This is a genomic window from Bradyrhizobium sp. STM 3562 (genome assembly GCF_045571435.1).
GTDB lineage: Bacteria > Pseudomonadota > Alphaproteobacteria > Rhizobiales > Xanthobacteraceae > Bradyrhizobium.
Window position 1 is genome coordinate 5,366,035 of the sequence record NZ_CP120694.1, and the last position, 25,724, is coordinate 5,391,758.

The 25,724-nt window shown below is 62.9% G+C and carries 24 protein-coding genes; 10 read left to right on the plus strand and 14 right to left on the minus strand.

Going from position 1 to position 25,724, the window contains the following annotated elements:
* Positions 1 to 53 precede the first annotated feature (53 nt).
* From P6U23_RS24965 to P6U23_RS24975, 3 genes are all read right to left on the minus strand, one after another.
* A complete protein-coding gene (locus P6U23_RS24965; protein ID WP_407175196.1) occupies positions 54 to 443 on the minus strand; it encodes a Zn-ribbon domain-containing OB-fold protein in 390 nt (129 codons plus the stop codon).
* The gene (locus P6U23_RS24970) at positions 444 to 1,592 is read right to left on the minus strand and encodes a thiolase domain-containing protein (RefSeq protein WP_407175197.1); all 1,149 of its coding nucleotides are present in this window, start codon (positions 1,590 to 1,592) and stop codon (positions 444 to 446) included.
* Between the two features lie 102 nt (positions 1,593 to 1,694).
* Entirely contained in the window at positions 1,695 to 5,189 is a 3,495-nt protein-coding gene (locus P6U23_RS24975; RefSeq protein ID WP_407175198.1) for an indolepyruvate ferredoxin oxidoreductase family protein, read from the minus strand.
* A 269-nt stretch (positions 5,190 to 5,458) separates the two neighbouring features.
* On the opposite strand from P6U23_RS24975, the gene P6U23_RS24980 reads away from it, so the two are divergent.
* On the plus strand, positions 5,459 to 6,667 hold the full coding sequence (locus P6U23_RS24980; RefSeq protein WP_407175199.1) for a c-type cytochrome: 1,209 nt from the start codon (positions 5,459 to 5,461) through the stop codon (positions 6,665 to 6,667).
* A gap of 267 nt (positions 6,668 to 6,934) precedes the next feature.
* On the plus strand, positions 6,935 to 7,324 hold the full coding sequence (locus P6U23_RS24985; protein ID WP_407175200.1) for a hypothetical protein: 390 nt from the start codon (positions 6,935 to 6,937) through the stop codon (positions 7,322 to 7,324).
* 64 nt (positions 7,325 to 7,388) lie between these two features.
* Here the strand turns inward: P6U23_RS24985 and P6U23_RS24990 are convergent, their stop codons facing one another.
* Together P6U23_RS24990 and P6U23_RS24995 are read right to left on the minus strand one after the other, a co-directional pair.
* Complete coding sequence (locus tag P6U23_RS24990) at positions 7,389 to 8,204, minus strand: oxaloacetate decarboxylase (RefSeq protein WP_407175201.1); 816 nt, start codon at positions 8,202 to 8,204, stop codon at positions 7,389 to 7,391.
* 50 nt (positions 8,205 to 8,254) lie between these two features.
* Complete coding sequence (locus P6U23_RS24995; RefSeq protein WP_407175202.1) at positions 8,255 to 8,563, minus strand: NIPSNAP family protein; 309 nt, start codon at positions 8,561 to 8,563, stop codon at positions 8,255 to 8,257.
* A 202-nt stretch (positions 8,564 to 8,765) separates the two neighbouring features.
* Between P6U23_RS24995 and P6U23_RS25000 the strand changes: the two genes are divergently transcribed.
* The 3 genes from P6U23_RS25000 (at position 8,766) to P6U23_RS25010 (ending at position 11,058) form a co-directional block, all read left to right on the plus strand.
* Positions 8,766 to 9,461, plus strand: coding sequence for an ArsR/SmtB family transcription factor (locus P6U23_RS25000; protein WP_407175203.1), 696 nt, complete (start codon positions 8,766 to 8,768; stop codon positions 9,459 to 9,461).
* 136 nt (positions 9,462 to 9,597) lie between these two features.
* Positions 9,598 to 10,605 (plus strand): alpha/beta fold hydrolase, encoded by a 1,008-nt coding sequence (locus tag P6U23_RS25005; protein WP_407175204.1) that lies wholly within the window; start codon positions 9,598 to 9,600, stop codon positions 10,603 to 10,605.
* A 222-nt stretch (positions 10,606 to 10,827) separates the two neighbouring features.
* Positions 10,828 to 11,058, plus strand: a complete 231-nt coding sequence (locus P6U23_RS25010) for a GCG_CRPN prefix-to-repeats domain-containing protein (protein ID WP_407175205.1) — start codon at positions 10,828 to 10,830, stop codon at positions 11,056 to 11,058.
* Between the two features lie 827 nt (positions 11,059 to 11,885).
* Here the strand turns inward: P6U23_RS25010 and P6U23_RS25015 are convergent.
* Positions 11,886 to 12,200 carry a hypothetical protein gene (locus P6U23_RS25015; RefSeq protein WP_407175206.1) on the minus strand — a complete coding sequence of 105 codons (315 nt, stop codon included), beginning with the start codon at positions 12,198 to 12,200 and terminating at the stop codon, positions 11,886 to 11,888.
* Positions 12,201 to 12,416: 216 nt separating this feature from the next.
* Between P6U23_RS25015 and P6U23_RS25020 the strand changes: the two genes are divergently transcribed.
* Together P6U23_RS25020 and P6U23_RS25025 are read left to right on the plus strand one after the other, a co-directional pair.
* Positions 12,417 to 12,878 carry a VOC family protein gene (locus P6U23_RS25020; RefSeq protein WP_407175207.1) on the plus strand — a complete coding sequence of 154 codons (462 nt, stop codon included), beginning with the start codon at positions 12,417 to 12,419 and terminating at the stop codon, positions 12,876 to 12,878.
* 325 nt (positions 12,879 to 13,203) lie between these two features.
* The gene (locus tag P6U23_RS25025) at positions 13,204 to 13,659 is read left to right on the plus strand and encodes a hypothetical protein (RefSeq protein ID WP_407175208.1); all 456 of its coding nucleotides are present in this window, start codon (positions 13,204 to 13,206) and stop codon (positions 13,657 to 13,659) included.
* Positions 13,660 to 14,264: 605 nt separating this feature from the next.
* Here P6U23_RS25025 and P6U23_RS25030 read toward each other — a convergent pair.
* Together P6U23_RS25030 and P6U23_RS25035 are read right to left on the minus strand one after the other, a co-directional pair.
* Positions 14,265 to 15,371: a nucleoside hydrolase gene (locus P6U23_RS25030; RefSeq protein ID WP_407175209.1), complete on the minus strand. Its 1,107-nt coding sequence runs from the start codon at positions 15,369 to 15,371 to the stop codon at positions 14,265 to 14,267.
* Between the two features lie 62 nt (positions 15,372 to 15,433).
* Complete coding sequence (locus P6U23_RS25035) at positions 15,434 to 16,966, minus strand: acyl-CoA carboxylase subunit beta (protein ID WP_407175210.1); 1,533 nt, start codon at positions 16,964 to 16,966, stop codon at positions 15,434 to 15,436.
* A gap of 142 nt (positions 16,967 to 17,108) precedes the next feature.
* On the opposite strand from P6U23_RS25035, the gene P6U23_RS25040 reads away from it, so the two are divergent.
* Both P6U23_RS25040 and P6U23_RS25045 read left to right on the plus strand, forming a co-directional pair.
* Positions 17,109 to 17,537 carry a DUF4260 domain-containing protein gene (locus P6U23_RS25040; RefSeq protein ID WP_407175211.1) on the plus strand — a complete coding sequence of 143 codons (429 nt, stop codon included), beginning with the start codon at positions 17,109 to 17,111 and terminating at the stop codon, positions 17,535 to 17,537.
* 125 nt (positions 17,538 to 17,662) lie between these two features.
* The gene (locus P6U23_RS25045; protein WP_024509002.1) at positions 17,663 to 17,842 is read left to right on the plus strand and encodes a hypothetical protein; all 180 of its coding nucleotides are present in this window, start codon (positions 17,663 to 17,665) and stop codon (positions 17,840 to 17,842) included.
* Between the two features lie 202 nt (positions 17,843 to 18,044).
* On the opposite strand, the gene blaOXA is transcribed toward P6U23_RS25045, so the two are convergent.
* The 4 genes from blaOXA to P6U23_RS25065 all read right to left on the minus strand — a co-directional run bounded on the left by blaOXA (position 18,045) and on the right by P6U23_RS25065 (position 21,729).
* Positions 18,045 to 18,863 (minus strand): class D beta-lactamase, encoded by an 819-nt coding sequence (blaOXA, locus tag P6U23_RS25050; protein ID WP_407175212.1) that lies wholly within the window; start codon positions 18,861 to 18,863, stop codon positions 18,045 to 18,047.
* A 71-nt stretch (positions 18,864 to 18,934) separates the two neighbouring features.
* A complete protein-coding gene (locus P6U23_RS25055) occupies positions 18,935 to 19,207 on the minus strand; it encodes an EscU/YscU/HrcU family type III secretion system export apparatus switch protein (RefSeq protein WP_407175213.1) in 273 nt (90 codons plus the stop codon).
* Positions 19,204 to 20,880 (minus strand): flagellar hook-length control protein FliK, encoded by a 1,677-nt coding sequence (locus tag P6U23_RS25060; RefSeq protein ID WP_407175214.1) that lies wholly within the window; start codon positions 20,878 to 20,880, stop codon positions 19,204 to 19,206. Before P6U23_RS25060 ends, P6U23_RS25055 begins: the two co-directional genes overlap by 4 nt.
* Positions 20,881 to 20,934: 54 nt before the next feature.
* Positions 20,935 to 21,729 (minus strand): ATP12 family chaperone protein, encoded by a 795-nt coding sequence (locus tag P6U23_RS25065; RefSeq protein WP_407175215.1) that lies wholly within the window; start codon positions 21,727 to 21,729, stop codon positions 20,935 to 20,937.
* Positions 21,730 to 21,883: 154 nt separating this feature from the next.
* On the opposite strand from P6U23_RS25065, the gene P6U23_RS25070 reads away from it, so the two are divergent.
* Positions 21,884 to 22,309, plus strand: a complete 426-nt coding sequence (locus P6U23_RS25070) for a hypothetical protein (RefSeq protein WP_407175216.1) — start codon at positions 21,884 to 21,886, stop codon at positions 22,307 to 22,309.
* Positions 22,310 to 22,404: 95 nt separating this feature from the next.
* Here the strand turns inward: P6U23_RS25070 and P6U23_RS25075 are convergent, their stop codons facing one another.
* Positions 22,405 to 23,628 carry an NAD(P)/FAD-dependent oxidoreductase gene (locus P6U23_RS25075; protein ID WP_407175217.1) on the minus strand — a complete coding sequence of 408 codons (1,224 nt, stop codon included), beginning with the start codon at positions 23,626 to 23,628 and terminating at the stop codon, positions 22,405 to 22,407.
* Positions 23,629 to 23,892: 264 nt separating this feature from the next.
* Positions 23,893 to 25,407, minus strand: coding sequence for a L,D-transpeptidase family protein (locus P6U23_RS25080; protein ID WP_407175218.1), 1,515 nt, complete (start codon positions 25,405 to 25,407; stop codon positions 23,893 to 23,895).
* Positions 25,408 to 25,724: the final 317 nt, after the last annotated feature.

Below are 25,724 nucleotides of genomic sequence, written 5' to 3' on the forward strand. Positions count from 1 at the left end.
GCCAACCGTGGGTTTCGCTTTGCTCAACACGAACTACGAACCGTGCAACCTCTCTACACCGGCGTGAAGAACGGCAGCGGCACGCCTTCAGTCGGCTTGAACACCACCTTCACCTTTTGCCCGATTTTCAATTTGTCGATGTCGCAATCGACGAAATTCGTCTGCAGCGACGGCCCTTCCTTCAGCGTGACATAGCCGATGGCGTAAGGACCGGTCGGGGATTTGCGCATCAGGCTGAAGGTGTAGATCGTGCCCTCACCCGCACTTTCCTCCCATACCGTCTTATCCGAAAAGCAGAACGGGCAGATCGAGCGCGGGAAGTAGTGCGCTTCGCCACAGGCGGTGCAGCGCTTGATCAGGAACTTGCCTTGGGCCGCGGCATCCCAGAACGGCTTCGTCTCGGGATTGGTGACGGGCGCCGGATACTTTCTTGCTTCGGTCATTTACACGCGCTCCAGAATTGCGGTTGAGGCGGCGTGGCGAACGCCAAGCAATCCGCCGGTGCCATGGGCGATGGCGAGGTCGCAATTTTTCACCTGCACCTTGGGATGGGCTTCGCCGCGCAACTGCCGCACCGCCTCGATGATCTTGGTCATGCCGCCGCGATTGACGGGGTGATTACTGCACAGGCCGCCGCCGTCAGTATTGAACGGCAGCTTGCCGACCCCGGAGATCAGGTTGCCGTCCGCGACGAACTTGCCGCCCTCGCCCTTCCTGCAGAAGCCAAGGTCCTCGAGCTGCATCAAAACCGTGATGGTGAAGCTGTCATAGATCGATGCGTATTTGATGTCTTTAGGCGTGACACCCGCCTCTTCGAACGCGCGCGGACCGGACCAGACGCCAGCGGAATAAGTGAGATCGAGATCCTTGCCGCCACGCGGTCCCTTCATCGCCTCGCCATGGCCGATCAGCCGCACGAGTGGCTTCTTCAGGCTCTTGGCAATCTCCGGCGTGGTCACGATCAACGCGCCGCCGCCATCGGTAACAACGCAGCAATCCATGCGATGCAGCGGATCCGAAATCATCGGCGAGTTGAGCACGTCCTCGACCGTGACGACATCTTTCAGAAACGCGTGCGGATTGTATTGCGCATGATGCGAAGCGGCGACCTTGATCCAGGCGAGCTGCTCGCTGCTGGTGCCATAGTCGTGCATGTGGCGCATGGCACACATGCCGTAGGCATTGTGGGTGGTCGCGCCATAGGCCGCCTCGAAATCGGCCTCGGCGCCGGCGGCGCGCGGCGGCATCGGGCCGGTGCGCGGCTTGCCGGCGAGCGTAATCAACGCGATCGAACATTTGCCGGCGGCGATCGCCTCCGCGGCATGGCCAAGATGGATGATGTAGGAGCAGCCGCCGGTCTCGGTGGAATCGACATGGCGCACTTTCAGGCCGAGATAATCGACCATCGGCCAGGCGCCGCCAGGCGCGTCGCCGGCACAGAAATAACCGTCGATGTCTTGCTTCGAGAGCCCCGCGTCTTCAATCGCGCCCTTGGCGACCTCAGCATGAAGTTGTGCGGTGGATTTGTCCGGTGCGTGCCGGGTCGGATGCTCATAGATCCCGGCGATGTAGGCCTTGCCTTTGATGGTCAAGTCGTTCTCCGCTGGCGTTTCTTCTTCCAGCGGATTTCTTGGCCTGTTGCCGCGGCCTTGGCAAGCGGCGAAATATTCCGCCACGCGAGATGGAGCCGCAACTCACTCCGCCGCGAGCTGCCGCGGTGCCGGCGGTGGGCTGGCGAGATCGGCAGCAAGCTGCGCGTGCCGGGCCTTCGCCTCCTTGGCAGCCTTCTCCTTCACCGGACCGAAGCCGCGGATGCGATCGGGCAGCGACAGCAGCTCGACGGCAGTATCGATCGTTGCCGGCGACAGCAGCTCCAGCACGCTGGCAACATCCTTTTCGTAGGACGTGATCAGCTCACGCTCGAGCTTGCGATCGGCGCTGTAGCCGAAAATGTCGAGCGGCGTGCCGCGCAAGAACCTCATCTTCGCGAGAAAGCGGAACACCGGCATCATCCATTCACCGAACGCGCGCTTCTTCGGGCGCCCGAGCGCATCCACACCGCTTGCGAGAATTGGCGGCGCGAGGTTGAAGTTGAACTTGAATTCGCCTTCGAACTGATCCCGGAGTTGCTGCTCGAACCGGCCATCGGTATAAAGCCGCGCCACTTCGTATTCGTCCTTGTACGCGAGCAGCTTGGCGTAGTTGATCGCAACTGCACGCGGCAGCGCCTCACCGTAACCTCCAGCGGTGGCGGCGTCGCGCACCTTGTCCACCAGCTTGCGATAGCGCGCGGCCAGGCGCTTGTTCTGGTAATCGGTCAAGAGCGCGCTGCGATGGGCGATGATCTCCTCGAGCGACATCGAATCCAGCGTCTTCGCCGGCGCGGCCGGCGTCTCCTGGCCCCTGATCATGGCGTCCAGCCGGGTCGGATCGACCACGGCGAGCCGCCCGAGCCGGAAGGCTTCGGTGTTCATCTTGATGGAGACGCCATTGACCTCGATCGCCTTCTCGATGGCTTCCGCCGAAAGCGGCAGCAAGCCTTTCTGATAGGCGTAGCCCAACATCATGATGTTGGTCGCGATGGCATCGCCAAGCAGGAGCTCCGCAGGCCTCGTGAAATCAAAGAAGACAGACCCTTTGCGCAGTGCGCTTTCCAGGACCGAATTGATCTTGCGAGTCTGGAAATTGAAGTCGCGGTTAAGGATGAAATCCGCTGTGGGAATAACGTGGCTGTTGATGATCCCAGTGGTACGAGTGGATTCGCACAGCGTGATCGTATCTTTGGACGCCGCCACCACCTCGTCGGCCGCGAGTACGAGATCGGCCGTGCCGGTGACGATACGCGAGCAGGTCACATCGGCCGTATGTTCGGAGAGTCGAACATGGCTCAGCACCGCCCCGCCCTTTTGCGCAAGGCCGGACATGTCGAGGATCATGCTGGCCTTGCCCTCGATATGGGCGGCCATCCCCAGCAGCGCGCCGATGGTCAGCACACCAGTGCCGCCGACGCCGGCAACGCCAATATTGTAGGGCTGCTCCAGCGACGGAAGGGATGCCGGCTCCGGCAGCTCGCCGATCTCGCCGAGTTCGGCCGGCGCACGGCTCCGCAGCTTGGCGCCGTCGACGGTTACAAAGGACGGGCAAAAACCCTTCAGGCAAGAATAGTCTTTGTTGCACGCCGATTGATTGATGGCGCGCTTGCGTCCGAGCTCGGTTTCGAGCGGCTCGACCGAGATGCAGTTCGACTGCACCGAGCAATCGCCGCAGCCTTCGCACACCGCCGGATTGATGATGACGCGGCGGGCCGGATCCTCCATCAGACCGCGTTTGCGGCGGCGGCGTTTTTCGGCGGCGCATGTCTGCACAAAAACGATGGCGGATGTGCCCTTCGTCTCCCGGCAGGTCTTCATCACGGCGTCGAGTTCATCGCGATGCGCGATCTTAACGCCCGGCGCAATGTCGGACGGCGGATAGAGATGCGGACTTTCAGAGACCAGGTAGATCTCGCGGATACCTTCGGCATGAAGCTGGAAGGTAATCTGCTGCGGCGACAGATCACCGTCGTGCCGCTGACCGCCCGTCATGGCGACGGCATCGTTGTAGAGGATCTTGTAAGTGATGTTGGCTTTCGACGCGATGGCCTGGCGTATCGCGAGAATGCCGGAATGGAAATAGGTGCCATCGCCGAGATTGGCGAAGATGTGCTTTTCGCCCGTGAACGGTGCAATGCCGACCCACGGCACGCCCTCTCCGCCCATATGGGTGAATGTCTCCGTGTTGCGGTCCATCCAGAGCGCCATGAAGTGGCAGCCGATCCCGGCCATGGCGCGGCTGCCTTCCGGCACCTTGGTAGAGGTATTGTGCGGGCAGCCCGAGCAGAAATAGGGCGTCCGACTGATCGGCGCGACCTTCTGCACCTGCGTGGCCTCGCGACCGTTGAACCAATCGGCCTTGGCGCGCAGCATCTCCGCGATTTCGGGATTGAGGTTGAGCCGCAACAGGCGTTCCGTCAGCGAGCAAGCCAGGGAAGCGACCGAAAGCTCGGCGGCAAAGGTCAAAAAACGCTTGTCGTGCTCGTCCATCTTGCCGACGATGCGAGGCCGCACGTCGTCGCGCCAGTTGAACAGCTCCTGCTTGACCTGGTTCTCGACGATCTCGCGCCGTTCCTCGACGATGAATATCTCTTCCAGGCCCACGGCGAAATTCCGCACCCCTTCCGGCTCGAGCGGCCAGGGCATGCCGATCTTGTAAAGTCGAAGTCCGATCTTGGCGGCGACGTCTTCGTTGATACCGAGCTCGCGCAGCGCCTGGCGGACATCTTCGTAGCTCTTGCCGGACGCCATGATGCCGTAGCGCGCATTGGGGCTGTCCATGGTGATGCGGTTGACCTTGTTGGCGCGCGCAAAGGCGATCGCGGCAAAGCCCTTGTAGTCCTGCAGACGCAGATCCTGCTGATAGCGATCATCGGGCCAGCGCAGGTTCAGCCCACCTGGCGGCAGCTCGAAGTCGGTCGGGATGACGAAAGGCTTCATCTCATCGGTGAGATCGATCTCGGCGGTGGTCTCCACCACTTCCGTGATCACCTTCATGCCGACCCAGCAGCCGGAATAGCGCGACATCGCGATGCCGAGCAGGCCCATCTCAATCATCTCGTGGATGCTGGAGGGATAGAGATAAGGCATCAGCGCCGAGATGAACGCGTGGTCCGACTGATGCGGGACGGTCGAGGATTTCGCGCCGTGATCGTCGCCGGCGAGGCAGAGCACGCCGCCGTTCTTGGCCGAGCCTGCGGCGTTGCCGTGCCGAAAGACGTCGCCGGAACGGTCGACGCCGGGGCCCTTGCCGTACCAGATTCCGACGACGCCATCATAGTTGGCGCCGGGGGATAAATTGAGCTGTTGCGAACCCCAGATCGCCGTGGCGGCGAGATCCTCGTTCACGCCGGGCTGAAATCTGATGTTGTACTGCTCAAGGTGCTTGCGGGCGGCGAAGAGTTGCTGGTCATAGCCGCCAAGGGGCGAGCCGCGGTAGCCGGAAATGAAGCCTGCGGTATTGAGGCCGATGGCGCGATCCCGGCGGATTTGCGCCATCGGCAAGCGGACCAGCGCTTGTATGCCGGTCAGAAAGACGTGGCCAGTGCCCTGGGTATATTTCTGATCGAGGCTGATCGCACCTTGGTTGATTCCCATTCCACCCTCGCTAAGGCCTTTGGCCGTCTCGGCTCTTTGTCAGCTATCGAATAGCTAATGCCGCCGCTCGCAATTGCCAATCTAAGGCGGTTTTTTGTGCCCACGCACCACAAATCTGGGGCGCCGAGACCGGCACACCCAAATCGCAATTTCGTGGCTTGGCAGCCGCTCTGTTTTTCGTCTTGTGTCGCAACCGAGCATGCCCGCGAAACGACATAACGCCCGTATAATGCGGCGTGAGCAAACGGGTGCAGGGAAGAGCTAGATCGATGCGGGCGATTCTTGCTTGGCTGTTTTTGTGCAGTGCATTCGCCAGCGGCGCGCAAGCCGCCGAGCCCACTGATGAGATGATCGCACACGGCAAGGCGCTGGTGGATGCCGGCGACTGCACGGGCTGCCATACCGCAGATCCGGCAAAACCGTTCGCCGGCGGCGTCCGGATCGACACCCCGTTCGGCGCCATCTATTCCCCAAACCTCACACCGGATCGAGAGACCGGTATCGGGGCGTGGAGCGACCAGGAATTCTACAATGCGTTGCGGTTCGGGATCGCGCCCGACGGCTCGCGCTACTACCCGGTCTTCCCCTATCCCAATTTTTCCAAGCTCACCCGCCCCGACATCCTTGCGGTCCGTGCTTACCTTGCCACGCTGACGCCGTTCGCCAACAAGGCACCGCCGCCACAGCTCCGCTTCCCGTTCAATTTCCGCATGACCATGCGGCTGTGGAACTATCTGTTTTTCCGGCCCGGCATCCTGGAGCCGGACCAGCAGAAGGGTACGGACTGGAATCGTGGTCGTTATCTGGTCGAAGGCCTCGGGCATTGCGGCGTCTGCCACACGCCGAAGAACTTCTTTGGCGCCGACCGGCGCGGACGCGCCTTTAGCGGCGGGGCGGTCGGCGGCTGGTTCGCGCCACGGCTCGATGGCGCCGAGCGGAGCGGACTGAAATCCTGGAGCGTCGATGACGTTGCCGAATATCTGGCGAGCGGGCGCAACGGCAGAAGTCACGCCGATGGGCCGATGGCCGACGTCATCGTCAATTCCACCTCGAAGATGAGCGATGCCGACGTCCACGCAGTCTCGGTCTATCTGAAGAGCCTGCCGCCGGGCCCACCCGAGGCCACCACCGTGCAGCCGCCGGATGCCAGCATGAAGGAGGGGGCGGCGATCTATGCCCATGCCTGCGTCGCCTGCCACGAGGCCGACGGATCCGGCGCGCCGCGCATCTATCCGCCGCTGCCTGGCAATGCGCTGCTGCAATCGGCCGACCCATCGAGCACGTTGCGCGTCATTCTCGATGGCGCGCAGACCGTCACCACGCCGCGCGCGCCCAACACGGGCTCGATGCCGGGCTATGCGAAGCAATTGTCCGATCAGCAGATCGCCGACGTCACGAATTACATCCGAAATTCCTGGGGCAATGCCGCCTCGCTGGTCACGGCAGACCAGGTCGCCAAGGCACGCAATACTCGATAGGCGCTCACCGCTCCTCGGCGCTAAGAATGACTCGGCATTTCCCATTTGCATGCCCTTCCCATTTGCATGCCCGCGACAATCACGACCGGCAGCGAAGCATCCATCTGCTATCGCTTGGTGCCCAGTTCCACATGGTGTTCCGGAAAACAGCTCCGGTTGAGACCGCGAAGTTCAGGTTCCAACCTGAACGGGACCAAAGGAACTGCCCGGCTCCGGGAACAGTGACCTCCATCCGGCGATTGTCCTTGCGCAACGGAGGAGCCCATCATGGCACGCATTCCGAATGACCCCTATGATCCCTACCGCTCCGCGTTCAGCGACGATCCCGTCGACCGCCGGTTCGACAGCGAGGCGCAGGTCGATCCCCAACTGTCCGAGGGTCCCGCCAGCAGTGGCAAGGTGATGCTGTATGCAATCGCCATCGCGGTGGTGCTGGGGGCCATTTTCTACGGCCTCAATAACACGAGCATCCACCAAGCCTCGACCGCGCCACCGGCTCAGACCGCGCAGACGCAGCCGGCGAACCCGAATAACCAGCCCGGTATGACCACGGGTTCGGCAACCAACCGGCCGACCCCTCCGCAGTCTTCATCGACCGGATCGGAGCTCGACCGCTCGGCCAATCCGACGGCCGGTCAGAACAACGACAACCGCTAGCGCGTCAACCCCTTCACGCTCGCGGCGGACATTGGCCATTGTCCGCCGCGTTCGTTCGCCCGGACTATTCGAACATCTTGTTCAGTTCGCCGCCCGGATAGCCGCCGGCCAGTTCCGCAAACGTCCCCTTCTCCGCCATCTCACGCGCCGCCCGCATGAAGCCTGCCCAGGCCATGCGAGCCAAGGAGCCGCCGACGCTGATGCGGCGCACGCCAAGCTCGGCCGCTTCATTGAGCGACAGGCCCGATGCCCCGATCAGAAGATTGACCGGCTTCGGCTGCACCGCCTTCACGACAGCCACAATCTCCTCTCTCGTCTTGATGCCCGGCGCATAAAGACAATCTGCGCCCGCATCGGCATAGGCAGTGAGCCGATCGATCACCAGCTTGAGATCGCTCTGCCCCCACAGAAACGCCTCGCAACGGCCGACCAGCATCACGCCGCTGTTGTCGGAATCGATCGCCGCACGCGCCGCCTTGATCCGCTCGATCGCCAAGGCGCGATCGTACAGCGGATTGGACTTGTCGCCGGTGGAGTCTTCGATCGATAGTCCGGCGACGCCGGTCCTCACCCCGCGCGCGACATTGGCGGCAACTTCGTCCGGCTCCCGCGCAAATCCGCCCTCGAAATCGGCGTTGACGGGAATATCGACCGCCGCGCAAAGCGCGGTGAGATGCGCGCATACATCATCGACGGTGACATGGTTGTCGGCCTTGCCGATCGACCAGGCGAAACCGGCGCTGGTGGAAGCAATCGCCTTGAAACCGAGATGCTCCAGCGCCTTCGCCGAACCGACGTCGAAAGGATTCGGCAGCGCGAAACAGCCGCTTTCGTGCATCTTGCGGAACGCGGCACGCTTGTCAGCAGTTGTCAGCGGCATGGCTCTCTCCCATTTTGCTATTGAAAAAGCGCAAGATAGCGTTGCGCGGCTTAAGCGACAACCTTGCGCAGGAATGTTCGCTGTTCCGCCAGAATGAACTTGTGCTCCTCGGCGAAATTGAAGTTCGCAACGCCATCGGCATCGCCGCGCAGCCTTGCGCGATAGGCTTCATAGGCGGCGAGGCTCTCGAACGAGATCAGGCCGTAAGCGATGTTGTTGCTGCCCTCGTGCGGCATGAAATAGCCGATCAATTCGCCGCCGCATTTGGGAATGATGGCGAGCCAGCGCTTGGCATATTGCTCGAACTGCGCGCGCTTGAACGGATCGATCTGGTAGCGGATGAAAACGGTGATGGTCATGGGAACCTCCGATGTTTCCGTCATTGCGAGAAGCGTAGCGACGAAGCAATTCAGTCACTCTCCCGTGACTCTGGATTGCTTCGCGGAGCTCTGTCATCGGGCGCGCGTTCGCGCGACCTGTTGGCTCGCAATGACGGCGGCCAATTTTCGTTCCTGACAATAGCCGCTTGCCCGTCGACAATGCTTCGGTTATCATCGAAGCATGAAAGCCGGACCCGACATCGCCATGGTTGCATCGCTGGTGGGCGATCCCGCCCGCGCCAACATGCTGACCGCGCTTCTGAGCGGCCGCGCGCTCACCGCAAGCGAGCTCGCGCAGGAGGCCGGCATCACGCCGCAGACCGCAAGCTCCCATCTTGCCAAGCTCGAGGCAGGCGGCCTGATCGAGCCGGAAAAACAGGGCCGCCATCGCTACTACCGCCTCTCCGATCCCGATGTTGCGGGTGTCCTCGAAGGTCTTGCCGGGCTTGCCGCGCGCGCCGGCCATATGCGCGTGCGCACGGGACCGAAGGACCCGGCGCTGCGGCGCGCGCGTATCTGCTACGATCATTTGGCCGGCGATCTCGGTGTGCAGATGCTCGAGAGCATGAAGGCGCAAAAACTGGTACGGCAGAAGAAGCAGGATATCGAGCTGACGCCCGAGGGCGAACGCTTCCTGGAAAAGAACCTGCAGATATCGCCCCGCATGCTGGCCCACCCGCGCCGCCCGCTGTGCAAGGCCTGTCTCGACTGGAGCGAGCGGCGTCATCATCTTGCAGGGATGCTGGGCGCGGCGCTGATGGCGCGCTTCACCGAGCTGAAATGGGCTGCCCGTGATCCCACGCCCGGCAGCCGCGTGGTTAATTTTTCGCGAACCGGCGAGAAGCGTTTTGCCGCGCTGTTTGGCAAGGGCGAATAACAGAATAACATTCGCGTGTGACTAATCATTGTCCTCACCGCCGGGCTTGACCCGGCCGTCTGCGTGTTTATTGCCTGCCGCACCGTGGAGACGTGGATGCCCGGCACGAAGCCAGGCATGACGATGGAGTTTTCGAATGCACCGCCTACCTGCCGCGACATTGGTTGTGGCTGCCCTGCTCTCGCCCTTCATGCCCGCCAACGCGGCCGATGCGCCGCGCGAGCCCTATGGCATTGCGCTCGAGGGCTATCCCTATCCTTATCCCGTCAACCTGCTGCCGCTGGTCAATGACGGGGAGCAACTCCGCATGGCCTACATGGATGTGGCACCTGCTAATCCGAACGGCCGTACGGTGGTGCTGCTGCACGGGCGCAACTTCCCGGCAAGCTACTGGGCGCCGGTCATCAAGGTGCTGAGCGATGCCGGCTATCGCGTGGTCGTGCCGGACCAGATCGGCTTCGGCAAATCCTCCAAACCGATGGGCGAACTGCATTTCGATACGCTGGCGCGCAACACCATCGCGCTGCTCGATCATCTGCAGATCCAGAAGGCCGATATCGTAGCCCATTCCATGGGCGGCATGCTGGCGGTGCGGATCGCGCGTGCCTATCCCGATCGCGTCGCCCACCTCGTGCTCACCGCGCCGATCGGGCTCGAGGACTACCGGCTCTATGTGCCGCCGGTGCCGACCGAGAAGATCCTGGAGAACGAGGACAAGCTGACGGCGGAGGGCTACCGCAAGCAACTCGAAAACAATTATGCCATCAAGCTGCCGTCGGACCAGATCACGCCGTTCATCGATGCGCGTTTCAACATCAAGGGCAGCGCCGAATATCCGCGCTGGCTGCGCGCCTTTGTCAGCTCGGGACAGATGATCTATCGCGAGCCGGTAGCGCACGAGATCCCGCTCATTACCCAGCCGACGCTGTTCATCATGGGTGCCGACGACCACAACGCGCCGGGTCGGCCGAACGCTCCGGAAGCACTGCGGCCGAAGATGGGCCATAACGCCGAACTGGCGCAGGCGCTTGCCGCCAAAATGCCCCATGCGCGCGCCGAGGTGATCCCGAACACCGGTCACCTGGTGTTCTTGGAAGCGCCGCAGAAATATGACGAGCTGGTGCTTGGATTCCTCAAGCAGTGAGTCAGAGGCACGCATGTGGCGCAATGCGCCATGCCGTTTTCGCTGTCTGCGTTCATCGGGCATATAACTCGCATCCTTAATCTCAGTGGCGGCGTGTCGACATGTCGCAACGATTTTGCATGTCGACTCGCGCAACATGCGAAGGGCCGCACTTGCCTCGATGGCGGTATCCGCTTTTCGGGGTCACGCTCTGATGCGGCTCCAAGAAAAAGGAAGACATCCATGAAGTATCTTGTCGCTATCGCTCTCGTTGCTGGCACGGTCGCGGGCTTCAGCGGCGCAGCCAATGCCGCCGGCGGCTGCGGACCCGGCTTCCACCGCGGTGCGTATGGCGCATGCCGCCCCAACTATGGACCGCCGCCGCGCGTGTATGGACCGCGCGTGGTCGTACCGCCCCACCGCTTTTGTCCTCGCGGTTTTGTCTGGCGTTTCGGACGCTGCCGTCCGATCTGATGATTCTTTCCAGATCAAATTTTGCCAGCTCAAAGGCCGCGCCGAATACCCCGGCGCGGCCTCATTTGCGAATCGCCACGCCTTACGTTGAAGCGTCCGCGCCTCCTGATGATAAGAATCGCACATCGTCCTGCTGACGATACGCGCGCTCGTTCTCGCCGCGCGATCCGCGCCCGAGCTTTGCATTTCGTTCGTCCCTCCAGTGAAATCAGAGGGCGCAGGGAAGGCCGCGGGAAGGCCGGGTGCCCGCCGCACCCGCGGCCCCGTGTGCAAAAAATGCGCGAGAAGCGCACACGGGAGTAACCACAGGTACAAGCGGAAGCATTCCGGCCTTCCCTGCGCGATGGTTTACGGCTTACTCCGCGCTCTCCCCGGTGAGCCAGACGTTGTTGTCACAGTCATCGGCGCGATGCGCTTGCGCATCGTCGCCAACTTAGCGCCAGCCTTGGGGCGCCAGGACCACACGGCTTCGCCGTCCGCGGAACATGCGGCACGTCTCTCAGCACGCTCGCGTCCACCGCATTCCGCTCCACGTTCGTGACGACGCGTACGCCCCTTCTCGGTGCGGAACGCCACCATTAGCCATCAATTTCGGGAAAAACGAAAGCAGAATATTTTTGCGCAAAGGACTGGACGACCCAAATCAGCTTGAAGCGCCTCATGAAATTGGCTTTTACGCGCAACGATTTTTCAGGACTTGTGGCCGAGAGAGCAACATAGCGCCCGGGTAGATTCGAACCGATGGCCCGGCGGGCAAACCCCCTCGTCGTCTCGGCCCAGCCAACGGGTCCGCGCAAAGCGCGGCCCGACGACAGGCTCCGCGCCGCCTACGCTCTCACCTCCTGCGCCAGAACAAAGGTCTCTCGCGTCCGCGGAATGCCTGGCCAGTCGCGATCAAAATCCTTCACCAGCCGCTTGAGCTCCTCGCCTTTCAGCATGCGCTCGAGCGAGGCTTCATCATCGAACTGATAGGTCGCCTGGTGCAGGGAAGGATCGGACAGGCTCCAGAAGCGCCACGCCTTCGTCACGCCGAACGATCTGACGGCGTCCGGCAGATGCTCGGTCTCGTACCATTTGTCGAAGGCGGCACGCTTCGAAGCATCGGACACGGTGGCGCGGACGACAAAGAAAGCGGCGGGCATGGGTTTCCTCCCGTGGTTGTTTTGTCCTACGCGGATGAGATGGAACCCGTGCATTGGCTCGATCCATCATCTGGCCGGACCATCACGCTTGTTACACGGCGGTCACACTTTCTGCAAAGAACAGGAGAAGGATTTGGAAAAAAAGAGACGCGGGGGCTGAGTTCATCCTTGACGTGAACCATATGAACCATGTCCAGTAAACCAGAGGAGACAGCCATGGCAACAAAGGCAAAACCGGTTCCCGAGGGCTACCACACCATCACGCCGTATCTTGTCGCCGATGGCGCAGAGAAGATCATCCGTTTCATGAAGGAAGCCTTCGGAGCCCAGCCTCTGTTCGAGCCGATGATGCGGCCGGACGGCAAGATCATGCACGCGGAATTCAAGATCGGGGATTCCATCGTGATGATCGCCGATGTGTCCGAACGCGCGCAGGCCACCACTGACGCGTTGCATGTGTACGTACCCAATGTCGATGCGGTCTATCAAAAGGCCCTCAAGGCAGGCGCCAGCTCGCTGATGGAGCCGGCGGATCAATTCTATGGGGACCGCAGCGGCAGCGTGAGGGACCCGGCCGGCAACCGCTGGCACATCGGCACCCACATCGAAGATGTGCCGCCAGCCGAGTTGAAGAAGCGTGCGGAGGATTTTATGAAGCAGCAAAACAAGGCGGCGTAAGCCGCGTCTGTCGCATTTGTCGGCGGGCGAGCGAAGCAAAAAATCAAGCGAGCGCGACGCCCGCCGCAGCATCCAAATGATCAGTCCTTCGGATGGCTTGAGCAAAGTGAACCGATCACGACGACGAGTGGATTGTGGAATCTGTCATCGGGCGCGCGTTCGCGCGACCTGGGTTCAACCCACCTCGATGGTGCGGTCGCGCGGCCCTGTTGCAAGCCGCAATGACGGCTCCGCATGAGGCTTTGCAACCATCGCCGATCACATTTGAGTCGCGCAAACGTCATTCCGGCCATCGCAGCCCGGCCGGAAGAAACGATGCTGGCCGATGTTCTCCCCTGATCCGGCAATGAAGCCGGACAGCAAAAGCAAAAGAAAAGGGAGACGTAAGGTGGTCAAAAACTTGCTCGCAGCAGCCGCCGTCGCTGCAACCGTCTATGCTTTCGTGCCTGTCCATGCCGCCAAGGTCGGCGTCGGATGCACTGGCGAGAACCTGGCCAGAGCGGAAGGCGCCGTCGAGACCATGCCTGACAGTCCCAGCAAGTCCATCGCCGAAAGGGAGGTCGCCGCGGCGCAGGACGCAATGCTCACGGGAAGGATGAGCGGATGCGCGATGCATCTTACGCGGGCCATGCATGCCGGCGCCATGGCTCAGGCTCCCCGCCCGGGAATGCCGGGCCAACCTTCCTACACAAACACGGTCGCCCAGCCCTCGGCCGAAACCATGCCGCAAGCCCCGTCACAACCTCAATGGGGATGGAAACCGCTGCAGTCGGCGCAATGAACTCGTGTGAGGCATTCGGACTGACCGGCAGGCCCTGTTTGGCTTGGAGTCCGCACACAAAGCCGCGCTCCACCTGGAGCGCGGCAACAGCGATAGATTACGCTAATCCGCCCTGCGTCGCTGTGTGAGACTGGGCGCGGCCCTTACTCCCGCTTCGCGGGCGGGCCGCTCTTGTTTCCAGGCATGCCCTGGATTTTCGCGGGGTCCTGCTGCCGAACCGTGGCATTGTCCTGCTTCTCTGTCGCGGAGCCGACTGTACCCGAGCGCGCAGACGGCCCGCTCTTGCTCCCCGGATGACCCTGTATTCCGGCACCAGAATTCTGCCCGCTGGGAACTGTAACATTCGAGCCCGCATTCGGGCTGTTGCTCGATTGCGCCAACGCCGGCAGGGCCGATGTCGTCAGCGCGAGCACTATTGCGCTTGCAATCATCTTCATGGTGTCAACCTCAATGGGGTTTCAATGCTCTGCGAACGTCGGCCCGTGCCCGCCGTTCCGGCCCGCGACGAATTTAAGTAGATCAATCTCCCTGCCCTACATCGCATCGCGGGAGTCCCTGCGGTGCCACACACGCGGGGCTCTTGCGCTTTCGCAAGCGGTTCCGAGCTAAGGCGACTTGACGCACGCCCCAGCCAATTTCTGCTGCATCAGGCGAGGCATGTAGAAATCGAAAAAGCGATCGGAGTCGGAGCGCAGACAGACGGAGCTGTTCGCCGCACCTGATGCGGCGCGGGTAAAGCCCTTGTCGTCGACCTCGATCCGCATCGGCGATGCTGGGCACATCGCGGGATCGATTGCGTAGGCCACGGCGACGTCGTCGTACAGGATCGGCGTCTGCTGGCGGAATCCTTCGGCCCATTGCAGGTACAGCAGTGCCAGATCGCCGGTGACATTCGTGCTCTCGGTGAAGAGCTGCTGGCGCTTCACCTCGTCCAGTTTGAGCTGCGTGGCATCGAGCGGCATCATAGTGAGCGGCACGCCGGCGTTGAAGACCGCGCGTGCTGCCGCAACGTCTCTCGCGATATTGTATTCCGCGTCGGGATGCGGATTGGGTGCGTAAGCGTCACCATAGCCGCGATGGATCGAGCCGCCCATGATCACAATCCGCTTCAGCTTCTTGAAAGTGGCGGGGTCGCGCTCGATCGCCGCAGCCAAGTTCGTGAGCGGCGCGATGCCGATCAGAGTGATTTCGCCGGGATGCTGGCGGATCTGCTCCAGCAGAAAATCGACCGCGGCCGGATGGGCCTTCTCCGCCTGGCGCGCGGCCCAGCGCGCCTGGCTGAACATCGCCTCGCCCGGAGCGTGCTTCTCGATCCCGACCGCCACGGGAATGTCGCTGCGCCCCGTGTCGCACAGCAGACGGTCGAGCAAGCGCGCTCGCAGGGCCGTATCGCCCCAGGCCGAGGTGATGCCGAGGATCTTCAGCTCGGGGCTTGCGAGCGCAAGGCCGACGGCGAAGGCATCGTCGATGTCGTCGCCGATGTCGGTGTCGATGATGACCGGCTGCTGGGCCGGCGCTTCTGCCGCCAGCGCCGGTACGCTATCGGCGAGATGTCCGAAGACCATCGCTATCAGCAGCACGGTTGCGATGCGGCCGAAGAGCGGTGACGGAAGAAGTCGTGCGACAAAGCACATTGCGAGCTCCCAAGCGCGCGTCGCCTGCGTCAACCTACCGGGATTGTGGGGCAGATTAGCGACAGCGTAATCCGCCATGACGCACACCTCGCAAAGACGGCGGATTACGCTTCGTTAATCCGCCCTACGAACTACGAGCTCTACAACGGCAAATTATCGTGCTTCTTCACTGGCATCTCGACATGCTTGTCCCGCAGCATCGCCAGCGCCCGGGCGATCCTGCGGCGCGTCGAATGCGGCATGATGACGTCGTCGATATAGCCGCGCTCGGCGGCGATGAAGGGCGACAGGAAGCGATCCTCATATTCCCTGGTGCGGGCGGCGATCTTGTCGGGATCGCCGATGTCGGAGCGGAAGATGATCTCGACCGCGCCCTTGGCGCCCATGACAGCGATCTGCGCGGTCGGCCAGGCATAGTTCATGTCGGCGCCGATCTCCTTCGAGGCCATGACGTCGAAGGCGCCGCCATACGCTTTCCGCGTGATCACGGTGACCAGCGGAACGGTGCATTGCGAATAGGCGAACAGGAGCTTGGCGCCGTGCTTGATCAGGCCGCCATATTCCTGCGCGGTGCCGGGCAGGAAGCCCGGCACGTCCACGAAGGTGACGATCGGGATGTTGAAGGCATCGCAGAAACGCACGAAACGCGCCGCTTTCCGCGAGGCGTCGGAATCCAGCACGCCCGCCAGCACCATCGGCTGGTTGGCGACGAAGCCGACGGTGCGGCCGGCGATGCGGCCGAAGCCTGTGATGATGTTTTTCGCGAACGCCTCGGAGATCTCGAAGAAGTCGCCCTCGTCCACGACCTTCAGGATCAATTCCTTCATGTCGTAGGGCTTGTTCGGATTGTCGGGGATCAGCGTATCCAAGGACATGTCGACGCGCTCGATGTCGTCGAAGCTCGGCCATTCCGGCACGCCGTCGGTGTTGTTGGAGGGAAGGAAGTCGATCAGGCGCCGCATCTGCAACAGCGCCTCGACGTCGTTCTCGAAGGCACCGTCCGCGATCGAGGAGCGCGTTGCATGCACCGAGGCGCCGCCGAGCTCTTCCGCGGTCACCACCTCGTTCGTGACGGTCTTCACCACGTCAGGTCCGGTGACGAACATGTAGCTCGTATTCTTCACCATGAAGATGAAGTCGGTCATCGCAGGCGAATAGACGTCACCGCCGGCGCAGGGGCCCATGATTACGGAGATCTGCGGGATCACGCCCGAGGCGATCACGTTGCGGCGGAAGACATAGGAATAGCCCGCGAGCGCCGCGACACCCTCCTGGATGCGCGCACCGCCCGCGTCATAGAGACCGATGATGGGGGCGCGCGCCTTCATCGCCATGTCCTGGATCTTGACGATTTTCTGCGCATGGGTCTCGGAGAGTGAGCCTCCGAACACCGTAAAATCCTTGGCGAAAACGAAGGTCTTGCGGCCATTGACGGTGCCCCATCCCGTGACGACGCCGTCGCCCGGGATCTTGGTTTTCTCCATGCCGAACTCGGACGAGCGGTGTTCGACGAACATGTCGAACTCCTCGAAACTGCCCTTGTCGAGCAGCAGCTCGATGCGCTCGCGCGCGGTCAGCTTGCCGCGCTTGTGCTGCGCCTCGATGCGCTTCTCGCCGCCGCCAACGCGAGCCCCGGCGCGCCGTTCTTCGAGGGTGTCCAGAATGTCTTTCATTGGCCTTCGCCCGTCCCCGCATTAGGATGGTTTTGAGGGGTTCTACACGGCCATTTCGCAAATCGGAAGGCGCATTCTGCCGATCCGAAAGCCCCTGATCCGCGTTAGAAGGGGTCTCGAATCGAAACGGGGAGCGACAGAAATGACCGAGATGACCATGCCCGCCAGCACCGCGCCCGCCCCGGCCGGCGCCGTCACCGGCGGGGTAAAGATCCTGCTCCGGCTCGAGGGCCTGACGCTGTTCGCCGGCATGGTGGTGCTCTACGACGTCTGGGGCGGCTCCTGGTGGGTGTTCGCGCTGCTGTTTCTCGCCCCCGATCTCAGCTTCATCGCCTATCTCGACAATCCCAGGACCGGCGCGGTCATCTACAACGCGGCCCACAGCTACATGGCGCCGGTGGCGCTGATGACGACGGGATTTGCGTTCGGCGAGCCGCTGACGCTGTCGATCGCGATGATCTGGCTCGCCCATATCGGCATCGATCGCGCGCTCGGCTATGGGTTGAAATATCAGGCCGGCTTCGGCTTCACCCATCTCGGCCGCATCGGCCGCGCGCGAGGGCCGGCCTGACGCGGTTCGCGTGCGAGCAGCCGCGGGCGCCCGAGCCGGGATTAGCGGATCGTTAGATATTTCTTCTGAAGAATCCCTGCTTTGATGAGGGCGTTCGCCCTGCTAACTCGTGCAGGATTCGTGAGATGAAGAAGTTCGTGCTTGGAGATGTGGTCAACAGCGACAAGGGGCGGCGCGGCATCGTCCGCGCCATTTTCCGCTCAAAGGACGGCCAGCAGCTCTACGCGATCGAGAAGGACGGTTCGTTGGATTTTATCGAAGAGGCCCGGCTGTCGCCGGCGCCGCGCATCGAACTCGCGGCATAGAACGAGATGAATTTTGGTTGAATCAAGCGCTAGCGAATTCGCTCCACCTCTCCCCAGCGGGGAGAGGTCGGATCGCATCGAATGATGCGATCCGGGTGAGGGGCCGCCGCCGCAAACAAACACCGTAACCCCTCACCCGATTTGCTGCGCAAATCGACCTCTCCCTTCGGGAGAGGTGAAGCGCAAGTCGTTTCAACCTAACTCAAATCGCCCCGATGTCGCGCAGGCAGGCCTGCGTCAAGGTCATGCGGTCGGCGATGTGGCGCGGCTCGCGGCAATCCATGTTCAGCGCGAACACGGTTTGCGCTGAACCCTTTTCAGCCCAGCCGACCATCCAGCCGAGCGACGGCTCGCCGCGCTCGGCACCGACCAGCCCGGACTTGAAGCGGATGACGGCGTCACCGACCTTGGTCACGGGCAAAATGTCGCGCACCAGATCCTGGCTGCGCTTGGAAATCGGCAGCGCGCCGCGGCGCAGGCGGTCGACGAAATCGACCTGCTGCACCGGATCGATGCGCAGCTTGCCGGTGAGCCAGAACTGATCGATGCCGCCGCCGATGTCGCGGTTGCCGTAGTCGAAGAGATCGACATATTTCTGCATCCGCTCCTGGCCGATGCGGCGCGCGATCTCCTGATAGACCGGAACGACCGAGGCCGCGATCGCCGAGCGCAGGGTGTGATCCTTATTCCACGCCTCGATCGGGCGTGTGACGCCGTCCCATTTGAACACGTCCTTGTCGGGGTCCTGCACCACACCGGTTTCCAGCGCGATCAGCGAATTGGGAATCTTGAAGGTCGAGGCCGGCAATTGCGGTTCGCCCGAGCGCTCCCTGTCGCTCGCGATGACGAGATAGTCGTCGACCTTGTAGGCGACGAAGGTGCCCGCCGTTCCGTCATCGCTAAAGCGCGTCGCCAGGCCTTCGCGAATCTCGCTGTTCATCGGTGCGATATCGGCGAGGCCGCGGCGGGGCAATAAGGTCGCCGCGGCCAGAAGTGTTAGCGCATGACGACGGTCGATCACGACTGGCTCCATTCCGGTTGAAAAACGGCCGCGACGATGCTGACGCGATCGTGGTGAAAGCAAGGCGAGGCTCAGCCTGCGGGCCTGCTCAGCCTGAGCACGAACACCAGGACCTCGGCGACGGCCTTGTAGAGCTCCACCGGAATTTCGTCGCCAAGTTCGACATTGGACAACGCGCCCGCGAGCACCTCGTTCTCCTCGATCGGGATGTCGTGCTCTCTGGCGATCTCGACGATCTTGGCGCCGATCGCGCCCCTGCCCTTGGCGAGGACGGTGGGCGCTCCCTTGCGATCGCGGTCGTAGTGCAGCGCGACCGCAAGCTGGTTCTTGGCAGGCGCGTTCATAGCGCGCGGTCCAGGAAATGGCCCGCTTTGGCGAGCGGTGCTTGCGGGGGCATGCCCTCGCGGATCACGATGTCGCCGGGCGCCAGATCAGCCCGGCTCAGCGCCTGGCTGAGCTCGGCGGCGCCGGCGCGCAGGCGCGCCGCGGTCTGCGGCCGTTCCGCCCACATCCGCACCGAGGTGCGCTGCCCGCTTAAGGAAACCAGCGCATGCACCGGACCGGCCGGCTCGATGTCGAGCGTGAAGCGCGCCCGCCACACCCGTTTTGCGCCCTCGCGCTCGGCGGCCCCGCCGCCATCGCGCGAAATCTCGAACTGTGCCATCGCGGTGCCCTGCTGGGTCGCGAAGGGGATTTCGAAATTCCAGCGCGGCAGGGTGGGATCGATGCGGGTCTGGGAGGGATCGGCCTGGCCGGGCAGCGAAGCGACCTGCAGCAGCGTCTGGCGCGCCAGCGCCGCGTCGGTATCCTCAAGCAGGCGGTGGGCGACCGTTGCCAGCGAGGCATCCTGCGGGATCGAGGCATTCGCGACCGGTTGTGCCGACGGCAGCGCACCGCGAAACGGCGGTGGCGGTGTCAAAGTGTGAAGAGTGACGTCCTCGCTGCGCCCATCCGGCAGCGTGATGGTGGCCGTCGGGCCGCCTGTGGCACGCGGGATCTCCTGCAGCGCCTCCTGCACCAGAGTCAGCACCGCGGCCGTGTTGGCCGAGCCGGTTTCGAGGCTGAGCAGTGCATCGGACAGCAGGATCTGCGCATTGCCGGCCACACCCTGCTGAGGGGGCGAGAGCTGCACCTGCGGCAGCAGGATGTCGTGGCCGAGGTGTTGCACGTCCATGTCGGGCGAGAGCGGCGGAGCTTGCGGCGCGCCCGCTGCATAGGTCGCCGGCTTGGCCACGCCGGCCTGCGGACTTGCGGCCGGAGGCGAGCTCGGAGCAGCACCCGTGGTCTTCACCGTCGCGGCCAGCGCCTCGCGCAGCACGATCAGCGCAGCCTTCAGGTCGGGAATGCCGCCGGACGGCAGAGATGATGGCGAGGCGAGCGAGGCTTCGAGAAACAGCCCGGATTTCTGAAACGCGGCCTGGATGTCGCTGCCGTCGAGATTCGGGCCGAGGCTGGTCTGCTGCGACAGCACCTGCATCACCGCCCGCTGCAGGGCCGGCGGCAGACTGTTCGACGCCGCCGCGGCCGTGAGGTTGGCAAACAGCGGGCCCAAGCTTTGCTGCCGCGTCGCGGCGCTTTCGGAAGCGACCGACACCGCCATGCGTTCGAGCGGCGTCAATGGATCGCGCGGCGCGACCGCTAGCGGTGACGTGATAGCCGCAGCATTCATCCCCGCATTTGGCGCGAGGCTCACGGTATCGGTGATGGTGGCGAGCGCCGTGCCTGCGCCGGTCCCCTGCCCCTGCCCGACGATGGCGAGCCTGACGCCGCCGTCCTGGGTTTGCGAGACCGAGAGCTGCAGCGCCTGGCCCGCGGTCAACGGCACTTCCGAGAGCACGTCGAGCGTCAGGCCAGCAATGGCAATCTGCACCAGATTGTCGGCGACCTTGAGAACCTCCGCGTTGACCAGCGCGCCCGGCTGCAGCGCGACGCTGCCCGTCGCGGTACCGGCACCGACATCTTGGCTGATGCCTTGGACGGCAATGACAGGAATGGTCGGGTTGATGGAGAGGGCCATACGCGGAACTCGGCTTAAGGCGTAAAGCCTAACCTGCCCTGCGTAAACCTCGCCTTAACCGACGCGCAGCTCGCTCCGCTTCATGATGCGGATGATCTCGGCGGCAGCTCGGAAATCGACCAGCCGCGCCGCACGCCGCTCCGCCGCTTCCTCGTCCACGCCCCACTGCGAGGCATTCCAGTCCTCATCGACGTGCGCGGCGGCCCAGACCTGGTCGGGGTCACGCGCGCCGTGCAGCAGCGCGATCGCAAGCAGCGCCGAGCCCGTCAGCGTCGTCACGACGTGCAGAGCCGCGATCGACCAGGGCTCATCGGGCAAGGCCGCGCGCGCGGCCTCGATCGCCGCGTCCGGCTGGCGCACGTGCATGATGCCTTGAGCCAGGATGAAATGCGCGCCCAGCTCGTCCGCGGCCCAGAACAGCACCGGGTCCCAGTGCTCGGCCTCGCGCGCCACCAGGCCTTCCGGATGGCCGGCGCGATAAAACAGGAGATCGGAGTCAAAGTATTTGGCGATGTCCTCGGCGACGAGACCAACCCGGTCGACCACCGCCTCCACGACGCTGTTGGCAAAGCGGGTCATCGGCATGGTCAGCGGATCGATGGTCTCCTGCTGCGCCTCCCATTCTGCCGCGATCGCTTGCGCGATCCCCCGCGCCGGCGCATTGACGACGCGGCCCGAGGGCGTGCGGATCGGCCTGCCATCCAATGTTACCGCAAAGCCGCCTTCGGCCTCGATCACATCGGCCTTGGCATAGAACCGCTTGCGCTCGGGCGCGCGGGCCGCCCGCCGCGCCGCCTCCTGCGGGTCGAGTGGCGACTGGCCCGCCACTTCGTCGAACAGCTCGCGCATGTGATTTTCGCTTCCTTTGGCCGCGTCAGGATTTGCCGCCATCTATGATAGGTATGGGCCTGAAATAAAGCGAGCCGTGGGTTCTCGAAAGTTTCGGCTAGCGGAATATTCGTGCTGCGAAGGATTTGGGTTGCGAGGGATCGTTCGAGCCGGAGTGATCCTGCTTGTGGGCCTCAGCGCCTGCCGCGCCGAGGCGGGGTTTCGTTCGCCAGAATCGCTGGTCCGCAACGTCTATGCCCATTACGGCGACGGCGCACCCGAACTGTCCAAGGGCCTGCCGCGCGACCAGGACACCGCACGAAAATTCTTCGATCCCAGCCTGCGCGTGCCCTGGACCTCCGTGACGAACGAGCCCTACGACTTTCTGGTGCAGAGCCCGACCTGGAAGCTTTCCGCCATCTCGATTTCGATCTTGCGTAAACAATACGACAAGACCTTCGTGGCTGTCGCCTTCGACAATGAAGGCCGCCACGTCAGCCTCAATTTCATTCTGGTCAAGGGACCGGAGGGCTGGCTGATCACGGACATCGAAAGTCCGTATGATTCCTTGCGGATGTTTCTCGAGCAATTCAGGAACTGAGGACCCGCGTCCCCGATCAGTGCGCTTCGAACCTCTTCTCGACGACAACGGCCTCAACGAGTTGATCAGCGCGAGATCGTGTGTGCAGCTTCGGGTTATGCAGTCGATGTCCGCGCGCCCGGTGGGGCCTGGATGGTCGGAGCGGCCGCGGCGAGGAGATCCGCGCGGTCGCGTGTTTGCGGCGGATAAATTCGCTTGTGATTGATGGTTTGCTTGGTCAGCTTGGCGGATGCGCCGACCGCGTGGACCTGGCGATCCCAGCCGACCGTGTAGAGCGCACCCCACGCGCCGAGATCGAGCACGGTGACATACCAGTCGATCTCAAGAGGCAGCATGGGAAGACCGAACAGATCCGCGACCACATTGTGTCCCGCAAAGCGTCCCATCGGTCGGGCGAACTGGCATGACATGACCGTCGCGTGAACGCCGTCGACGATGCTAGAGGCAACATCGCCGGCGGCAAAGACGTGGCTCAATCCGCTCGCGCGCATAAACTTGTCCACGAAAAGACGACCCTCATGGTCTCGCTTGGTCCCCAATGCGGCGGCAACCGGGCTTGCCCGCATCCCTGCGCACCACACCACGGTGTTGGTCGCGATGAACTCGCCCGAGCTGAGCCTGACGCCATTTGCATCAACGGCGCTCACCGAAACGTTCAATCGGGTTTCGATGCCGAGCGCCGAAAGTGCCTCATGGATCGTCGCTCGCGCATTGACCCCGATCGTCGCGCCAACATCCGAACTTGGATCAACGAGTATGATCCGATACGGGCCTGAGAGGTGCGCGCTGTCGAGCTTGGCCGGCATCTCGGTCGCAACCTCGATGCCGGTGAAGCCGGCTCCAACCACGACAACCGTGGAGCGTTCCGGCGAAAGCGTCTGTCTGCCAAGCTCCGCCAAGTGCGCCTGGAGTCGGGACGCGGCCGCATAGGTATCTACGTCAAAGCTGTAGACGGCCAGGCCGGGTATGGTGGGTCGCACCAATTGGCTACCCAGCGTCAGCACAAGGCGATCATAATTCAAAAACTCTTGGCCATGATCGGTCGCTAGCGTCACCCGCCGGGTGGTTGGATCGACCGCCTCGACCTCCGCGACGATATGCTCAACGCCGATCGGATCGAGCAGTTCGGCAAGCGGAATTGCAACGTCGCTCAGGTCGACTTCGTAATTTCGCACCCGGATATTGTGATAGTCGTTTCGGTCCACGACCAATATCTCGACCTCGGATGCTGCCCGCCCGATTTGATCGAGTTTGCGCGCCGCGCCGATCGCCGCCCACAGGCCGGCAAACCCCGCTCCAAGGACCAAAATGCGCGGCACCTTGCTCTCCGGCTTACTGTCGCAAGCGAACCCTCTTGACGCGACTATATCGGAGAGACCGGCGTTGCGGAATGAGGCAAGCGACTGGTTGTTGCTAGGGTAATCAGAGCAGTCGCCGAGCTGAACCAATCGGACGCGCGCCCAACCTCTGCTGTCATTGCGAGCGAAGCGAAGCAATCCAGACTTTCTCCGCGGATGCAGTCTGGATTTGCTTCGTCGCCTTCGCTCCTCGCGATGACGGAGCTGGGGTGCCGCCAAACCAGCTCACCAAGTAGAGAACGGAGCGCCGAAAGGTGAGCCCCAAAACGGCTGCCGTTCGCGCGGACGGGCGTAGCCGAATTCGGTCGCGGGAGCGCGTCGCCGAAACTTGATTCCTCCTTGCGGTTCGCCGCTCAACAGGACCACGAAGTCAGTTCCTTTGCCGGTTTCCGAGCTAGGTGCCTCGTCGGTTACGATCAACGACGATCGCGGCACAATCCCCGGGATGCGATCGAGCACGTCCTGCGCAATGACGATCCGGTCGAGCGCCGCCTTTGCGCTGTCGAGCCGTGCCGGCATCGTCTTGGCGTTTTGGTCATCACCGCCGCGAGACCTGCCATGTGGATCGGCACCGCTACCCTGCTCATGTCCATCGTCCAGCGAGACGACGCTCCATCGAGTCTTGGCGTCACCATCACTCCGCTCCATGGCGGTGAAGACATGCGTGCCAATCGGACGATCAGGATCCACGATCGTGACCGGGGCATCAAACAGGGGCTCAAAACCCTGCCGGACGTAAAGCCGCTGTGTCTTGCGGCTAATCAACACCGAGACCGGCTCGAGTTGGCGCGCGGCCTGACGCGCTACGTCCGCTGCAGCGGCGCGCGCAGTCTGCGCCGCCTCCGCTGCTTCTCGCGCGGCCGCGCGGGCATCGAGCTTCGGCTGCAACTCCGCTTTGGCGGCGGCCACTTGTGCTTCGAGTTCGGCGATCCTGGCGGCAGCCTTCGCCTTGGCATCTTCGGCCTGTTGCTTGGCCTCATCGGAGATCGCCGAGGCACGCGCGGTTTCTGCCGTTGCCAGTTCGGCCTCGGCTCTGAGTTTTAGATTTTCCGCCGTGCGCACCGGCACCATAGCCTTCGAGGCTTCGCGAAAGGCCGACGCGGCGGCAGATCTCGCCTGATCGGCTTTCCTGGCCGCCTCGTCCGCCTCCGCGATGCGCGCAGCGATCAAAGCGCCGGCACCTGGTTTTGGCTGGAACAGAAGGGGATGGGTGATCTCGACGGGGGCAACATCGGTCGGCGCGACAATCACCCGAAGGCCGAGGTCTGTCACGTCGAACAGGCGCGCCGCGAAGTCGAAGGGCATCCGGATGCAGCCATGAGATGCCGGATAGCCTGGCAAGGGGCCGCCGTGGAGCGCGATGCCGGACCAGGTGAGGCGTTGCATGTTCGGCATGTAAGCGTCGTCATAGATGTTCGAGTAATGCTCGGCATCCTTTTGGATGACGCTGAAGACTCCCGCAGGCGTCTCGCGTCCCTTCTGGCCACTCGACACCGGCGCCCTCAAGATCCAACCGCTGGCGTCGTAGACGGTGATCCGCTGCCGCTGCAGCGAAACGATGGCCATGATCGGCTCGCCGGCGGTGCGCGACTCCACCGTCTCGACGGAGCGTTCACCGCCCCTGCTTCTGGCGCTCGCAGGATCGCCTGTCGCGATCAGCGCAGCTAGAACGGCGATCGCAAGATGCACGGCACGTATCGGCATCCGCTTCGGCTTCGGCTTCGAAACATCACACGCCATGCGAGTCTCATCGGATCGCCCCGCGCCTTGCGGAGATTAACGCTATTCAGTCCCGGCAGCCAACTCGGAACTTGGCGAGAAGCGCCGCGTGCGAATCGCTATCGCGCCGTAGAGCATGATCCGGAAAAGTGCGCAGTGGTTTTCAGAACAAAACCTAAGGGTGCGATGACGATTCACCCTGATCTCATCGCGCGCTAGAGTCTTGATTGGGCAGGATCTTTTTTCGAAAGACCAATACCCGTCGCGCCTCGAGGGTCCGAACCATGCGTTTATGTTCGCCGGGCCGACCGGCGCAACCTGCGCGCCGTGTGTCAAAG

Bases quoted from the DNA above. Each gene is read 5' to 3' on its own strand.
- P6U23_RS24965 (WP_407175196.1), bottom strand. From the start codon at position 443: ATGACCGAAGCAAGAAAGTATCCGGCGCCCGTCACCAATCCCGAGACG.
- P6U23_RS24975 (WP_407175198.1), bottom strand. From the start codon at position 5,189: ATGGGAATCAACCAAGGTGCGATCAGCCTCGATCAGAAATATACCCAG.
- P6U23_RS24980 (WP_407175199.1), top strand. From the start codon at position 5,459: ATGCGGGCGATTCTTGCTTGGCTGTTTTTGTGCAGTGCATTCGCCAGC.
- P6U23_RS24985 (WP_407175200.1), top strand. From the start codon at position 6,935: ATGGCACGCATTCCGAATGACCCCTATGATCCCTACCGCTCCGCGTTC.
- P6U23_RS24990 (WP_407175201.1), bottom strand. From the start codon at position 8,204: ATGCCGCTGACAACTGCTGACAAGCGTGCCGCGTTCCGCAAGATGCAC.
- P6U23_RS24995 (WP_407175202.1), bottom strand. From the start codon at position 8,563: ATGACCATCACCGTTTTCATCCGCTACCAGATCGATCCGTTCAAGCGC.
- P6U23_RS25000 (WP_407175203.1), top strand. From the start codon at position 8,766: ATGAAAGCCGGACCCGACATCGCCATGGTTGCATCGCTGGTGGGCGAT.
- P6U23_RS25005 (WP_407175204.1), top strand. From the start codon at position 9,598: ATGCACCGCCTACCTGCCGCGACATTGGTTGTGGCTGCCCTGCTCTCG.
- P6U23_RS25010 (WP_407175205.1), top strand. From the start codon at position 10,828: ATGAAGTATCTTGTCGCTATCGCTCTCGTTGCTGGCACGGTCGCGGGC.
- P6U23_RS25015 (WP_407175206.1), bottom strand. From the start codon at position 12,200: ATGCCCGCCGCTTTCTTTGTCGTCCGCGCCACCGTGTCCGATGCTTCG.
- P6U23_RS25020 (WP_407175207.1), top strand. From the start codon at position 12,417: ATGGCAACAAAGGCAAAACCGGTTCCCGAGGGCTACCACACCATCACG.
- P6U23_RS25025 (WP_407175208.1), top strand. From the start codon at position 13,204: ATGTTCTCCCCTGATCCGGCAATGAAGCCGGACAGCAAAAGCAAAAGA.
- P6U23_RS25030 (WP_407175209.1), bottom strand. From the start codon at position 15,371: ATGGCGGATTACGCTGTCGCTAATCTGCCCCACAATCCCGGTAGGTTG.
- P6U23_RS25035 (WP_407175210.1), bottom strand. From the start codon at position 16,966: ATGAAAGACATTCTGGACACCCTCGAAGAACGGCGCGCCGGGGCTCGC.
- P6U23_RS25040 (WP_407175211.1), top strand. From the start codon at position 17,109: ATGACCGAGATGACCATGCCCGCCAGCACCGCGCCCGCCCCGGCCGGC.
- P6U23_RS25045 (WP_024509002.1), top strand. From the start codon at position 17,663: ATGAAGAAGTTCGTGCTTGGAGATGTGGTCAACAGCGACAAGGGGCGG.
- P6U23_RS25055 (WP_407175213.1), bottom strand. From the start codon at position 19,207: ATGAACGCGCCTGCCAAGAACCAGCTTGCGGTCGCGCTGCACTACGAC.
- P6U23_RS25060 (WP_407175214.1), bottom strand. From the start codon at position 20,880: ATGGCCCTCTCCATCAACCCGACCATTCCTGTCATTGCCGTCCAAGGC.
- P6U23_RS25065 (WP_407175215.1), bottom strand. From the start codon at position 21,729: ATGCGCGAGCTGTTCGACGAAGTGGCGGGCCAGTCGCCACTCGACCCG.
- P6U23_RS25080 (WP_407175218.1), bottom strand. From the start codon at position 25,407: ATGGCGTGTGATGTTTCGAAGCCGAAGCCGAAGCGGATGCCGATACGT.